The 12,223-nt window shown below is 59.3% G+C and carries 13 protein-coding genes; 6 read left to right on the top strand and 7 right to left on the bottom strand.

Annotated elements, in window-relative coordinates; all coding sequences use genetic code 11:
• The first annotated feature begins 3 nt into the window (after positions 1-3).
• The 5 genes from ACSQ83_RS20360 to ACSQ83_RS20340 all read left to right on the top strand — a co-directional run bounded on the left by ACSQ83_RS20360 (position 4) and on the right by ACSQ83_RS20340 (position 4,362).
• Positions 4-1,032: a sulfonate ABC transporter substrate-binding protein gene (locus ACSQ83_RS20360; protein ID WP_436229388.1), complete on the top strand. Its 1,029-nt coding sequence runs from the start codon at positions 4-6 to the stop codon at positions 1,030-1,032.
• A gap of 238 nt (positions 1,033-1,270) precedes the next feature.
• Positions 1,271-2,419, top strand: a complete 1,149-nt coding sequence (ssuD, locus tag ACSQ83_RS20355; RefSeq protein WP_414953480.1) for an FMNH2-dependent alkanesulfonate monooxygenase — start codon at positions 1,271-1,273, stop codon at positions 2,417-2,419.
• Between the two features lie 13 nt (positions 2,420-2,432).
• The gene (gene ssuC / locus ACSQ83_RS20350; RefSeq protein ID WP_414953479.1) at positions 2,433-3,227 is read left to right on the top strand and encodes an aliphatic sulfonate ABC transporter permease SsuC; all 795 of its coding nucleotides are present in this window, start codon (positions 2,433-2,435) and stop codon (positions 3,225-3,227) included.
• Positions 3,224-4,048: an ATP-binding cassette domain-containing protein gene (locus ACSQ83_RS20345; protein WP_414953478.1), complete on the top strand. Its 825-nt coding sequence runs from the start codon at positions 3,224-3,226 to the stop codon at positions 4,046-4,048. The genes ssuC and ACSQ83_RS20345 overlap by 4 nt, the downstream gene beginning before the upstream one ends.
• A 98-nt stretch (positions 4,049-4,146) precedes the next feature.
• On the top strand, positions 4,147-4,362 hold the full coding sequence (locus ACSQ83_RS20340) for a TOBE domain-containing protein (protein ID WP_031357267.1): 216 nt from the start codon (positions 4,147-4,149) through the stop codon (positions 4,360-4,362).
• Positions 4,363-4,382: 20 nt separating this feature from the next.
• Here ACSQ83_RS20340 and ACSQ83_RS20335 read toward each other — a convergent pair whose 3' ends face one another.
• From ACSQ83_RS20335 to ACSQ83_RS20305, 7 genes are all read right to left on the bottom strand, one after another.
• Positions 4,383-5,129 (bottom strand): ABC transporter ATP-binding protein, encoded by a 747-nt coding sequence (locus tag ACSQ83_RS20335; protein WP_436229387.1) that lies wholly within the window; start codon positions 5,127-5,129, stop codon positions 4,383-4,385.
• Positions 5,126-5,989, bottom strand: a complete 864-nt coding sequence (locus ACSQ83_RS20330; protein ID WP_436229386.1) for an ABC transporter permease — start codon at positions 5,987-5,989, stop codon at positions 5,126-5,128. The genes ACSQ83_RS20335 and ACSQ83_RS20330 overlap by 4 nt, the downstream gene beginning before the upstream one ends.
• The gene (locus ACSQ83_RS20325) at positions 5,986-6,987 is read right to left on the bottom strand and encodes an aliphatic sulfonate ABC transporter substrate-binding protein (RefSeq protein WP_414953475.1); all 1,002 of its coding nucleotides are present in this window, start codon (positions 6,985-6,987) and stop codon (positions 5,986-5,988) included. Before ACSQ83_RS20325 ends, ACSQ83_RS20330 begins: the two co-directional genes overlap by 4 nt.
• Positions 6,988-7,150: 163 nt before the next feature.
• Positions 7,151-7,954 (bottom strand): MetQ/NlpA family ABC transporter substrate-binding protein, encoded by an 804-nt coding sequence (locus ACSQ83_RS20320; protein ID WP_436229385.1) that lies wholly within the window; start codon positions 7,952-7,954, stop codon positions 7,151-7,153.
• 162 nt (positions 7,955-8,116) lie between these two features.
• On the bottom strand, positions 8,117-8,971 hold the full coding sequence (locus tag ACSQ83_RS20315; protein ID WP_436229384.1) for a CmcJ/NvfI family oxidoreductase: 855 nt from the start codon (positions 8,969-8,971) through the stop codon (positions 8,117-8,119).
• A 117-nt stretch (positions 8,972-9,088) separates the two neighbouring features.
• Positions 9,089-9,904, bottom strand: a complete 816-nt coding sequence (locus ACSQ83_RS20310) for a MetQ/NlpA family ABC transporter substrate-binding protein (protein ID WP_414953472.1) — start codon at positions 9,902-9,904, stop codon at positions 9,089-9,091.
• A 118-nt stretch (positions 9,905-10,022) separates the two neighbouring features.
• Positions 10,023-10,814 (bottom strand): SDR family NAD(P)-dependent oxidoreductase, encoded by a 792-nt coding sequence (locus ACSQ83_RS20305; protein WP_414953471.1) that lies wholly within the window; start codon positions 10,812-10,814, stop codon positions 10,023-10,025.
• A 223-nt stretch (positions 10,815-11,037) separates the two neighbouring features.
• On the opposite strand from ACSQ83_RS20305, the gene ACSQ83_RS20300 reads away from it, so the two are divergent.
• Positions 11,038-11,985 carry a TauD/TfdA dioxygenase family protein gene (locus ACSQ83_RS20300; protein ID WP_436229383.1) on the top strand — a complete coding sequence of 316 codons (948 nt, stop codon included), beginning with the start codon at positions 11,038-11,040 and terminating at the stop codon, positions 11,983-11,985.
• The last annotated feature ends 238 nt before the right edge of the window (positions 11,986-12,223 follow it).

The raw sequence follows: 12,223 nt of genomic DNA, 5'->3' as shown, positions 1-12,223 counted from the left end.
AGCATGTCCGACCATTACCGAACAAAAGACGAAACGCTGCCGCAACCGGCCGCACCATCACGCCGTCAGGCATTGCTCAGGATAGCCGCGCTAAGCGCCGGCGCCACCAGCGTTCTGACCGGGACCGGAGCACTACTCTCGAGCCAGACGGCACGTGCCGAAGAGCCGGGAAAAATCTTTCGTATCGGTTATCAGAAGTACGGCAATTTCGTCGTTCTGAAGGCGCGCGGAACGCTCGACAAACGGCTGGCTGCGCAAGGCGTTACCGTGCAATGGCTCGAATTTCCCGCTGGACCGCAACTCCTGGAAGGCCTCAATGCAGGCGCAGTCGATGCCGGCACAGTAGGTGAAACGCCGCCGATCTTTGCACAGGCCGCAGGGGTGGACTTTGTGTATGTCGGCAACGAACCGCCTGCACCGCAAGGCGAGGCGATTGTCGTGCCGCACGACTCGGCTATCCGTAAGGTAGAAGATCTGCGCGGCAAGAAAGTGGCGTTGAACAAGGGCTCGAATGTCCACTATCTGTTAGTGGAAGCGCTGAAGAAAGCAGGGCTTTCGTATGCGGATATTCAGCCGGTCTACCTCGCTCCCGCCGACGCGCGCGCGGCGTTCGTGCAGGGCAGCGTCGACGCATGGGTCATCTGGGACCCGTATCTCGCGGCCGTGGAACGTCAGGCGAATGCGCGGGTAATCGTGGACGGCACGGGGCTGGTGCGCAACACACAGTACTACCTTGCAACACGTAAGTTCGCGACCGCTCAGCCGCAGCTTGTGCATGCGTTGCTGGAGGAACTGGATCACGTCGATCAATGGGGCCGCGACAACGTGCCCGATGTCGCAAAGCTGCTGTCGCCGCTGGTCGGGCTGGATCAGCCGACGCTTGAACGTGCGTTGAAACGGACCGCGTATGGCGTGCAGCCGATCACGCCGGAGACCCTCGCGTACCAGCAGCAGATTGCCGATACCTTCACGGACCTGAAGCTGATTCCGAAGAAGCTGGCGGTCACCGATGCGCGCTGGAACGTTGCTTAGGCGCACTCGTTTAGACCTAACCTTGCGCTCCTGCGTCGCTAGAGACGCATAAGCAGAATTGGCGAGAACCTTAGCTTAAATAAATCGTTCATGCCCCAAGTGGGCATCGCTAAGATGAATCATCTGAACGGGACGGGTGACTCGTTTCGCGCGAACATGCGTCGTGTTTTTGTTCGTTGCGCTTGCGCTCGCTTCCCCACTCAACACTGAACTTAGATCCGTAAGGCAGGAGCCTCCGATGAATGTTTTCTGGTTCATTCCGACCCACGGCGACAGCCGCTATCTCGGCACGACGCAAGGCGCGCGCGCCGCGGATTACGACTACTTTCGTCAGATCGCGGTAGCGGCAGATACGCTGGGCTACGAAGGCGTGCTGTTGCCAACGGGCCGTTCTTGCGAAGATGCCTGGGTGGTTGCGTCGAGCCTGATTCCCGCCACGAAGCGTCTCAAGTTTCTCGTCGCGATCCGTCCCGGTCTGACTTCACCCGCATTGTCCGCACGCATGGCGTCGACCTTCGATCGCCTCTCCGGCGGGCGTCTGCTGATCAACGTGGTGACGGGCGGCGACCCGGTCGAACTCGCTGGCGACGGCGTGTTCAACGATCACAATACGCGCTATGAAGTGACGGACGAATTCCTGCAGATCTGGCGCGGTTTGCTCGAGTCGTCGCATGAAGGCGGCACGATCGATTTTGACGGCAAGCACCTGAGCTCGAAGGGCGGCAAGGTGCTTTATCCGCCGGTGCAGAAGGCGCATCCGCCACTGTGGTTCGGCGGTTCGTCGCCGGCTGCGCACGAGATTGCGGCTGATCATATCGATACCTATCTGACCTGGGGCGAACCGCCCGCCGAAGTTGAAAAGAAACTCGCCGATATCCGTCGCCGTGCAGCCGATAAAGGCCGCGAGATCAAGTTCGGTATCCGGCTGCATGTGATCGTGCGCGAGACCGAACAAGAGGCATGGGCCGACGCGGACAAGCTCATCAGCAAGCTCGACGATGAAACCATCCAGCGCGCGCAGGCATCGTTTGCAAAGATGGATTCGGAAGGCCAGCGGCGCATGGCGGCGTTGCACGGCGGCCGGCGCGACAAGCTCGAGGTCTATCCGCATTTGTGGGCGGGTGTCGGGCTCGTGCGTGGCGGCGCAGGCACGGCGCTGGTGGGGAATCCTGAGCAGGTCGCGGGCTTGATGAAGGAGTACGCGGCGCTTGGCATCGACACCTTCATCCTGTCGGGCTATCCGCATCTCGAAGAGTCGTACAGGTTCGCCGAACTCGTCTTTCCGCTGCTGCCGCGTGAACAGAAAGAGCGCACGTCGGGTCCGTTGTCGGGACCGTTCGGTGAGATCGTCGGCACGTCGTACTTGCCGCGTGCATCGCAAAGTTGAACCCGGAGGTCCGATGAACGCAGTTTCGTTTTTTCGTCGCACCGGTGTACAGGCTGCGCCGTGGCTTGTGCCCATCCTGATCCTGATTGCATGGGAACTGGCCGCGCGCACGGGCGGTTTGTCGTCGCGTGTGCTGCCCGAGCCGCTTGCTGTTGTCAAAGCGGCTTGGGAGCTGATCCAGTCGGGCGACATGTGGGCGAACGTGAAGGTCAGCGCGTGGCGCGCCCTGACGGGCTTCGCTATTGGCGGGAGCATTGGCTTCGTACTGGGGCTGGGAACGGGGCTCTTCAAACCGGCTGAGATTGCCCTCGACTCAACCGTGCAGATGATCCGCAACATCCCTGCGCTCGCGATGATTCCGCTGGTGATCCTGTGGTTCGGTATCGGCGAGGAAGCGAAGTTGTTCCTGGTCGCGCTGGGCGTATTTTTCCCCGTTTATACGAACACGTATCACGGGATTCGTTCAGTCGATGCAGACCTGATCGAGATGGCTCGAAGCTACGGACTCTCGGGCTTCGCGCTGTATCGTGACGTGATCCTGCCGGGGGCGTTGCCCTCCATTCTCGTGGGCGTGCGGTTCGCATTCGGGCTGATGTGGGTGATGCTGATCGTGGCCGAGACCATCTCCGCGCAATCGGGCATCGGCTATATGACCATGAACGCGCGCGAGTTCCTGCAGACCGATGTGGTGGTGGTCGGCATCCTGCTTTATGCGCTGCTCGGCAAGCTGGCCGACATGCTTGCCAAGTCGATCGAGCGTGCCACGCTACGCTGGCATCCTGCGTATCAGAAGGGAGCAAAAACGTGACATCAAGCTACGCATCGTATGCATCGGGCAACGCCGTGCTGGAAGGCAACCAATCGGAAGTTGTCGCGCGCGAACGGGCGCCGGCGGCGGTTGTCCCTCGTAATCAACCCGCCGACATGGCCGTCGCGCTGCAAGGTGTCGACAAGCATTTCGGCGAGCGCAAGGTGTTATCGAACTTTGATTTCGCCATTGAGCGCGGCAGTTTTGTATCGATAGTCGGGCGCAGCGGCTGCGGCAAGTCCACGTTGCTGCGTTTGATCGCGGGCCTTGAAAAAGCGACCGGCGGTGTCGTGCAACGCAACGCGGCCGCAGGAGCAAACACCCTGGAGACACGCATCATGTTCCAGGATGCGCGCTTGCTGCCATGGAAAAGCGTGCTGCAGAACGTGATGCTTGGGCTACCGCGTTCGTCTCGTGAAGACGCTCGCGCGACGCTGGCTGAAGTGGGCCTGAGCGAGCGCGAGGGCGATTGGCCCGCGCAATTGTCGGGCGGTCAGCGGCAACGGGTAGCGCTTGCACGCGCGCTCGTGCACCGGCCGGACCTGTTGTTGCTGGATGAACCGCTTGGCGCGCTCGATGCGTTGACGCGCATTGAAATGCACGCGCTGATCGAGCGTCTGTGGCGCGAGCATCGCTTCACTGCGCTGCTGGTTACGCACGACGTGCAGGAAGCGGTCGCGCTGGGCGAGCGGATTGTGTTGATCGAAGCGGGGAAGATTTCCTTCGATGCCGCCATCACTCTGCAGCGCCCGCGTTTGCGCACGGCGGAAGGGTTCGCCGAGTTGGAAGAACAGGTCTTGTCGCGCGTTCTCCGGACATAGCTCAGCGATTTGACTCATCGATTAGATTCATTGATTCGATTCACTCATTGCCGCTGTCGACTGGCCCCGGCACTATTTAATTTATACGGAGCATCATCATGGGCATCACGGCAATCAATGTACGCAACCAGTTCAAAGGGCACATCAAGGAGATCATCCGCGGTTCGGTGGTGTCGGAAGTCGATGTGGAAACGCCTTATGGCATTGTCACGTCGGTGATCACCACGCGTTCGATCGATGAGCTGGAATTGAAGGTGGGGAGCGAAGTGATTGCGTTCGTGAAGTCGACTGAAGTGTCGATTGCGCGTCTTTGAATTTTCCCTGAAGGGTGGCACTAGACAGTGACCGCCCCGAGACCTTCAAGCAATTCACCCCGCAGGCCCGCGAGCAAGAGATCACGACGATCGCGCGGCCGCTCGACCTTCACCTCGATCTCACGCACAATCTTTCCCGCACCGGATTTACCCGACGGTGTCATCAGCAGCACGCGATCCGAAAGATAAAGCGCTTCGTCCAGATCATGCGTGACCAGAAGCGCCGTCGTGCCATGCGAGCGCACGAGTGATAACAACAGATCCTGCAAACGCATCCGCGTCATTGCATCGACAGCGCTGAAGGGCTCGTCAAGCAGCAACAGGTCAGGCTCTGGAAATAGACCCCTGGCGATTGCCACCCGCTGCGCCATGCCACCGGACAACTGCTTGGGAAGGTAAGCGCGCGCCTCGGCAAGACCCACTTCAACCAGCAATTTTCCTACACGAGGATCGTTCCCGCGACGCGGGCCCGCCGGAAACGCGACGTTATCGGCCACGCTCAGCCAGGGCAATAAACGCGGCTCCTGAAAGATCACGCCGATCCTGCTCGACGGTCCGTGTTGTGGTTTTCCGTCGATGAGGATCTCGCCATTGAAGTCACGATCGAGGCCAGCGAGAATCCGCAGCAGAGTGCTCTTGCCGCAACCGCTCGGACCCACAAGACTGACTATTTCGCCGCGCCGGATCGAGAGCGTCAAGCGTTCGATTACGACGCGCGCATCGTAGTGTTTTTCCGCTACACGCAGGTCGAGAAGAGGGGCGCTCATCGGCTGTTTCCGGTGCTGGTATCCCGCCAGGAGAGTACACGGGTTTCGATCGCCTTGAGCACGCTGTCGCTTAGTTTGCCGAGCAATGCGAGTAACAGGATCGCTCCAAATACGAGGTCCGGTCGTCCCGTTTCACGGCCGTCGCTCAGCAGATAGCCAAGGCCACGTGTAGCGGCAATCAACTCGGCGGCGACCATGAACATCCATGCAAGGCTCAGGCCGGTTCTAAGGCCGGTGAAGATTTGCGGTAGCGATGCCGGCAGCAGAATGCGCGTGAAAAGCGCTCGCTGACTCAGGCGATTTACCTCGCCCAGTTCGATCAGCTTGCGGTCCACGCCGCGGATGCCGGCGACTACGCTCAAGTGCACTGGAAAGAAGGCGCCGATTGCGACCAGCGTGATCTTGGGCGCTTCATCAATACCCATCCACAGCAGCAGAACGGGCACCCACGCCAACGATGGAATCGCTCTTAGCGCCTGAAAACTTGGATCGAGCAGCGCGTCTATTCTTCGGCTTAGCCCCATCGCCGCACCAAAAAAGATTGCTACGAGTGCGCCAATGGCGAAGCCCGCAAACACGCGCAAACTACTCACGCCGATATGTCGCGCGAGCCGCTCACCACCGAGTTGCCAGAGTGTTTCGGCGATGGTGCTTGGCGCCGGAACGAGGTGTTCGGGAACTACATGCGTTCTCACCAAAATTTCTATGAGCCCGAGAAACGCGAAGGGCAGCAGGAGCCCGGCAATGCGCCATGGTTGGAGCGGAGACCGGGCTGTTTTTCTCCAGGGCGTTAGTTGCCCGGGCAGCGCGAGTGATTCATCGGAAGAGATCACCTGCGCCCTTAGCGCGGGACGATTCATTTGGCGTTAGCCGATGCTATGACCGGCTGCGCGAGCTTGACATCAATCAGTGCATCGATCACCTGATTTAGATCTGTGCCCGGCTTGACGAGCTGTTCTTGCGTGAGAATGGGCGCAGCCGCCTTCAGCGCATCGATTTGTTCGGCACCCAGTTGCGGGTGGCTGAAGTCATTGCGGCTCAGTTGCAACTTTGCTACCGGCAACGACAACTTCGACTCCTCGGCAATGATCTTCGCGGTTTCGTCGGGATGCGCAGCAATCCATACGCGTGCCTGTTCGTACACTTTAAGCACATGCGCGAGGGTCTCCGGATGTTCCGCGATGAAGTCCTCGCGGGCATTCAGAAATCCGTATGTGTTGAACGCGACGTTACGATAAAGCAGCCGCGCGCCGTCATCAATTTGTGCTGCGGCCATGTGCGGATCAAGACCGGCCCATGCATCGACTTGCCCGTTGGCGAGCGCGGTGCGCCCATCCGGATGTTGCAGGTTGACCAGTTCCACATCGTCGCGCGTCAGGCCGATCGTGTGCAGTGCACGCAACGTAAAGAGGTAAGGGTCTGTGCCTTTGGTCGCGGCAATTTTCTTGCCCTTCAAATCCGCCAAGGTCTTGATCGGTGAATTCTTGGCGACGACCAGCGCGGTCCATTCGGGCCGCGAGAAAATATAGACTGCGCGGATAGGGTTGCCGTTGGCACGCCCGAGCAGGGCGGCAAGGCCGGCTGTCGAGCCAATATCGATCGCGCCGCTGTTCAGGTATTCGAGCGCACGATTGCTGCCGAGGCTCAACACCCACTTGACCTGAGTGTGATCAGGCGCAAGCTCTTTTTCCAGCCAGCCCTGACGCTTGATGACCAGGCTTTCGGGCGAGTAATACGCGTAGTCGAGCTTCACCTCGGCGGGCGGTGCGGCGTACGCGGCGGCCGGTACCCATGCTGCCGCCAACACGGCGAGCGAGGTAATGAAACGAGAGATTAGCGTACCCGTGGCGAGTTTCATCGATTGATCCTGATGGTCTGTGATGCAATTTTTTAGTGACCGGTCAATGTAATGAAAGGCGCCGCCGGGGCGAACCAATAAAAGCTCACAACTTAAGCACGTCGGGAGCTATGGCCGGTTCGCCGCGCGGCGTGAGGGTCTTGCTTAGCCCGTTTAGTCTCGCTTAGAACGCTGGAATGATCGAACCCTTGAACTGGGTATCGATGAAATTCTTTACGTCCGGTGACTCATACGCCGCGACCAGTTTCTTGACCCACGGCTTATCGCGATCCTGAGCGCGAACCGCGATCAGGTTGGCATAAGGACCCTTCAGGTCTTCAATGGCAATGGCGTCTTTCGTAGGCGACAGGCCGGCTTTCACGGCGTAGTCCGTATTGATCGACGCAGCGGCGAGGTCATCCAGCGAGCGCGGCAATTGCGCTGAGTCGAGTTCGACCAGCTTGATGCCCTTCGGGTTTTCGACCACGTCGAGCGGCGTTGCGTTCACGCCGTCTTTACCCACGCCGGCCTTCAACTTGATGATGCCGTTTTTCTGCAGCAGCAACAGCGCGCGGTTGCCGTTCGACGGGTCGTTCTGGATACCGACTTTCGCCCCTTGCGGCAGGTCCTTCAACGACTTGAACTTCTTCGAATAGAAGCCCATTGGCGCAACGTAAGTCAGGCCCACGTTCACGATCTTGTAGCCGCGTTGCTTGATCTGGCTATCGAGGAAAGGCTGGTGCTGGAAGCCGTTGGCATCGAGGTCGCCGGCATCGAGGGCGGCATTGGGCTGGATGTAATCGTTGAATTCGATCACCTTGATCTTGAGACCTTCGTGCGCGGCCACCTTGGACACTTCGGTCCAGATCTGCGCGTCGGGGCCACTCATGGTGCCGATTTTCAGCGGGACATCTTCCGCGTGCGCGATGCTGAAGACAGCGCCGAGTGCGGCGAAGGCAAGACTTGCAAGAACAGTTCTACGATGCATGTTGAAACTCTTTCTGGTTGGCAGGCGCGAATCCTCTCATGACTTGCGCGCCGGGCTAACCATTCAGTTTTCATGTGTTTATGCCAATTTGAAAGCTTAGCTAAGATCCGGCGCATGCATGGCATCCGTGGCATGCACCGGTCAGCGATCGCCCAATCCGCCTCATTCCTTCCAGAAGACCAGTGCGCGCAATTCGATACTTCTGCGTGGTGCGGCGCTTTCCGGCGTGGTCGGATCTGCAAACGCCGTGTGTGCGGTCAGGCGTGCCGTGCCGTCGTCGCGAGAGTCGTAGATCTTGAGCAGCAGCGCTTCGTCGGGTCGCAGCTTCGGGAAGTAGTACCAGCGATGCGCCGGGTTATGCGTAAAGGAAAAGGTCTCGCCGACTTTATCCTTGTACACAAGATCGCTTGGTACCAGATCGTTTGCCGCTATCGAGCGTGCGTCGCAGAGCGCAAGGGGTAGTTGCTCCACTACATCGAGCGGACGCCATAGATTGATGATCGCAAAGCGATGCGTGAGGCGTCGCGCGGCTTCATCGGCAGGGAGGTGGTCTCGCACGCGACGCGGCCCGGACACGAACGTCTGGTCGTTGTGCACACGCCTTACTGGTTCACGCAACGACGAGGTTGCACGCGAGCCGTTCAAGCTGTCGCGCAGGGTGTGATCGAATACGACAACCTTTTCCGCGCCGGTCGCCTTGAGCAGGACCTGGGCGGATTCGTCGTAGTAGATCGAGCGAATGACGGCGTCGTCGCTGAAGTCGGTCAGCGTACTTCTATGTTCGATGCGTTCGAAGCCGCTTTTATCCAGCGACAACTCTCCTGCGGCGGCAAGCGGCCGCGCGTCGCGGATGGTCACGCGGCGGGGTTCAAGCGCGCCGGATGTCCAGGGCACGCCGGGCGGCGGCTCGAACGTGTAGCTCACCGGCCGGCCTTCGCCAGCGCGCAAATAGTTTAGTTCAGCTTCCACCGCCTGCAAGGTTTCTGCCTGCGGACGCTCTTCGAATACGGTGCTCATAGTCGTTCCTCAGCCTGGGGTCAGGCATTCAAAGTCAGACTTCAAAGCTATACCCGCATGACCCGAAGCTGAACGAATAAAATTCCATAAGGTTATTCGGCAGGCGTAGCGATAACCCTACTTGCTAGCAAAGTATTCGGGCAGACGGAAGCCATCGTAGAAGTGATTGTTCAGGATGACCTGCTGAAAGGCAGGCGATTGATATGCATTGACAATGTCTTGCGTACTGCGCGACGTCTTGTTCGCAGCCCTGACCACAACCTGGTTGATGTACGGCGGCGTCATCTGTTCGAGGGCCAGTGCATCGGTGAGCTTGTAGCCGCTGAAGATGGCGAAGTTGCCCTGAATGGCGGCGAAATCGACGTCATCGAGTGCGCGCGGCGCCTGTGCATTTTCAAGCGGAACGATCTTGATGCCGGCCGGATTCGCGATGACGTCACGCTCGGTGACATCGACCGGATTGCTGTTCGGACGAAGCTTGATCCAGCCGATCCGCTGCAGGATCTTGAGCGCGCGCTCCAGGTTGACCGGATCGTTGGGCACGGCCACTGTCGAGCCGGCATGGACGTCAGTCAGCGCATGATGCTTCTTCGAATACAGGCCCATGGGCGGCGTGGGTACCTGGACGACGGGTACGAGATCGGTTCCGTTGCGGTCGTTGTATGACTTCAGATAGACCTCGTGCTGCATCACGTCTGCTGCGATCTCACCCCGATACACAGCCTGATTCGCCTCCAGCCCCGTGCTGAATTCAACGTACTTGATCGTATAACCCTTCTGGCGCAATTGCGGCTCGACGCCGGCCTTGAATTCATCGGCATAAGGTCCGGGCACGAAGCCGATGCGCAGTTCGTTTGCACCGGCGGCGCGGGCGCTGAATGGAGCGAGCGCGGCGCATAGCGCCAACGCAAGCAGGAAGGGGCGTTTCGACATGGGGGAATAAATGGAAGAAGTAAATGACTGTCATGCGCACCAGCAAGGAACGCATGACATTGAAATCAAAGCTAACCGCGCGCAAGGTCGCACAAGGATTTAGCGCGCAGCTTGTTGTTCAGAACGTTTCCTTGAACGGACGCAGATCAAGTTCCTGCGTCCATGCGCTTCTATGCTGACGATGCAATTGCCAATAACTCTCCGCTATGGCGCTTGCTTGCAGCAAGCCATCGTCGCCGGCTTGTTGTACGCGCTGCGGTGCGGATTGCCGAAGACGCTCGCCGTCGATACCGCCATCAATCACGATATGCGCCACATGTATGCCTTCGGACCCGAACTCGCGAGCGAGTGTCTGGCTTAATGAACGCAGTGCGGCCTTCGATGCGGCAAAAGCAGCGAAGGGTGGTTTGCCGCGCAACGCAGCCGTGGCGCCTGTAAACAGCAGCGTGCCGCGCCCCGTTGAGCTGGTGGCATTCAGGCCGTTGTTCAGGATCCGGCGCAGCGCTGCCTGAGCAAACAGGAAACCCCCGAGCACGCCGCTGCGCCAGGCTTGCTCGAAGTTCTCTGCGGTCAGTTCAAGCGTGGGCGCACGGCTTGCACCGCCCGCGTTGAATATGGCCGCCGACAGCGGGCCAAGTTCACGCACGCGGTTGGCAAGCTCGGTGACGGTTGCTTCGTTCGAGATATCGCCAGTTAAGGCGTGAGCCACGCCGCCCGCGGCGCGAATCTCTGCCACTATGCTTTCGACACGTTCGGCTGTGCGTCCTGTGAGGGCGACCGTGAAGCCGCCCTCCGAGAAGCGCCGGGCGACTGCTGCGCCGAGTCCCGCGCTGGCGCCGACGCCGGCGATCCACGCGACGGGTGCTTGTTCATGCGGGAGAGTGGAAGATGATTGGATAGTTGAGTTCATGGCGGTGACGTTAGACCGGCTCCTGGCGATTGGGAAGGAAGAAAACCCGATAACGTTATTCAAGGTTGCGAGATTGATTCTAGTCCTGATCGATCTTTTGCGTCCGGCGTGGTTTGCATATGCGGATCGATTGGTTGAGGCCGCTGCGGGGCGGTCGTAATGTGCATATCGAAGCCAATCTTGCCCATATCAGACTGGCGATTCCCTTTTCAGGAGACACGCAATGAACGCAGCCGTCGCAACCCATACCGAGTCCGTCCAGGTCACGCCGCTGTCGGCGTTTATAGGGGCTGAAATCAGTGGTGTCGATTTATCGCAGCCACTCGACGCCCAGCAGGTCGCGCAGATTCGTGCGGCGTTGTTGAAGTGGCGTGTGGTCTTCTTTCGCGAGCAGTTCCTCACGCATGCGCAGCATGTGGCGTTCTCGGCGCAGTTCGGCGAACTCACGTTGGGGCATCCCGTGTTTGGACATGTTGAAGGGCATCCGGAGATCTATTCCATTTCCAAGTATCGGAAGGCAACGCGTTTTGAAGGGCAGGCGTTGTTGCGTCCGTGGACCGGCTGGCATACCGATGTAACCGCTGCGGTTAATCCGCCATTTGCATCAATCCTGCGTGGCGTCACCATCCCGCCTTATGGAGGCGATACGCAGTGGACAAGCCTCGTTGCCGCGTATGAAAAACTCTCTGCGCCGCTGCGTGATTTTGTCGATGGCTTGCGTGGCGTGCATAAATTCACACCGCCTGCCGGAGCCAGCGCCACTAGCGCATTCGAGCAGGCGGTGCAGCAGCGCGCGCTGGTCACGGAACATCCGCTGGTGCGCGTGCACCCTGAAACTGGTGAGCGGGCGCTCTATGTCAGCCCGAGTTTCCTGAAGCATATTGTTGGTGTGACGCCGCGTGAGAGTCAGGCGATCCTCGAATTGCTGTGGGAACATGTGACGCGTCCTGAATTCACGGTGCGGTTCAAATGGGAACCGGGCAGCATCGCGTTCTGGGATAACCGGTCGACGGCGCATCTTGCTCCTTCCGATATTTTTGATCTGGAATTTGATCGGCAGTTGTATCGGACTACGCTGGTCGGTGATGTGCCGGTGGGGCCGGACGGACGCGCTTCCGTCGCGCTGGAAGGTTCGCCGGTTAATGCGGCGGCGGCCGTGGCGCTGAATTGAACGGGGTTTTCGTTCGCACTTTGGGGGTGGGTTCTGGGGTTAGCGGTTGGGGTTGGCGCCGGGTTGCACGGGTTCTGCGTTAGCGGTCGGGGTCAATGCCGGGTTGCTGCTTTCCAGGTCTTCGCGCGTTTTACGTTAGCTGATTTCTTTATCACTATTAGCCACTACGCGTGGCGGCGCGTCATTTCTGATATGACTTTCCGTGTCAAGCGTCGATGTTCAGATTTTTATTTCACTT

Origin of the sequence: Caballeronia sp. LjRoot29, from assembly GCF_964252755.1 — a bacterium.
Taxonomy (GTDB): Bacteria; Pseudomonadota; Gammaproteobacteria; order Burkholderiales; family Burkholderiaceae; genus Caballeronia.
Note: the sequence above shows the minus strand (reverse complement) of the source record. Positions and strands in the feature narration are given on the sequence as shown.

What these genes read in the sequence shown, in the direction of transcription:
- ACSQ83_RS20305 (WP_414953471.1), bottom strand. Translation starts at nt 10,814, where the DNA reads ATGAACTCAACTATCCAATCATCTTCCACTCTCCCGCATGAACAAGCA.
- ACSQ83_RS20360 (WP_436229388.1), top strand. Translation starts at nt 4, where the DNA reads ATGTCCGACCATTACCGAACAAAAGACGAAACGCTGCCGCAACCGGCC.
- ACSQ83_RS20340 (WP_031357267.1), top strand. Translation starts at nt 4,147, where the DNA reads ATGGGCATCACGGCAATCAATGTACGCAACCAGTTCAAAGGGCACATC.
- ACSQ83_RS20300 (WP_436229383.1), top strand. Translation starts at nt 11,038, where the DNA reads ATGAACGCAGCCGTCGCAACCCATACCGAGTCCGTCCAGGTCACGCCG.
- ACSQ83_RS20330 (WP_436229386.1), bottom strand. Translation starts at nt 5,989, where the DNA reads ATGAATCGTCCCGCGCTAAGGGCGCAGGTGATCTCTTCCGATGAATCA.
- ACSQ83_RS20320 (WP_436229385.1), bottom strand. Translation starts at nt 7,954, where the DNA reads ATGCATCGTAGAACTGTTCTTGCAAGTCTTGCCTTCGCCGCACTCGGC.
- ACSQ83_RS20310 (WP_414953472.1), bottom strand. Translation starts at nt 9,904, where the DNA reads ATGTCGAAACGCCCCTTCCTGCTTGCGTTGGCGCTATGCGCCGCGCTC.
- ACSQ83_RS20315 (WP_436229384.1), bottom strand. Translation starts at nt 8,971, where the DNA reads ATGAGCACCGTATTCGAAGAGCGTCCGCAGGCAGAAACCTTGCAGGCG.
- ssuD (WP_414953480.1), top strand. Translation starts at nt 1,271, where the DNA reads ATGAATGTTTTCTGGTTCATTCCGACCCACGGCGACAGCCGCTATCTC.
- ssuC (WP_414953479.1), top strand. Translation starts at nt 2,433, where the DNA reads ATGAACGCAGTTTCGTTTTTTCGTCGCACCGGTGTACAGGCTGCGCCG.
- ACSQ83_RS20335 (WP_436229387.1), bottom strand. Translation starts at nt 5,129, where the DNA reads ATGAGCGCCCCTCTTCTCGACCTGCGTGTAGCGGAAAAACACTACGAT.
- ACSQ83_RS20325 (WP_414953475.1), bottom strand. Translation starts at nt 6,987, where the DNA reads ATGAAACTCGCCACGGGTACGCTAATCTCTCGTTTCATTACCTCGCTC.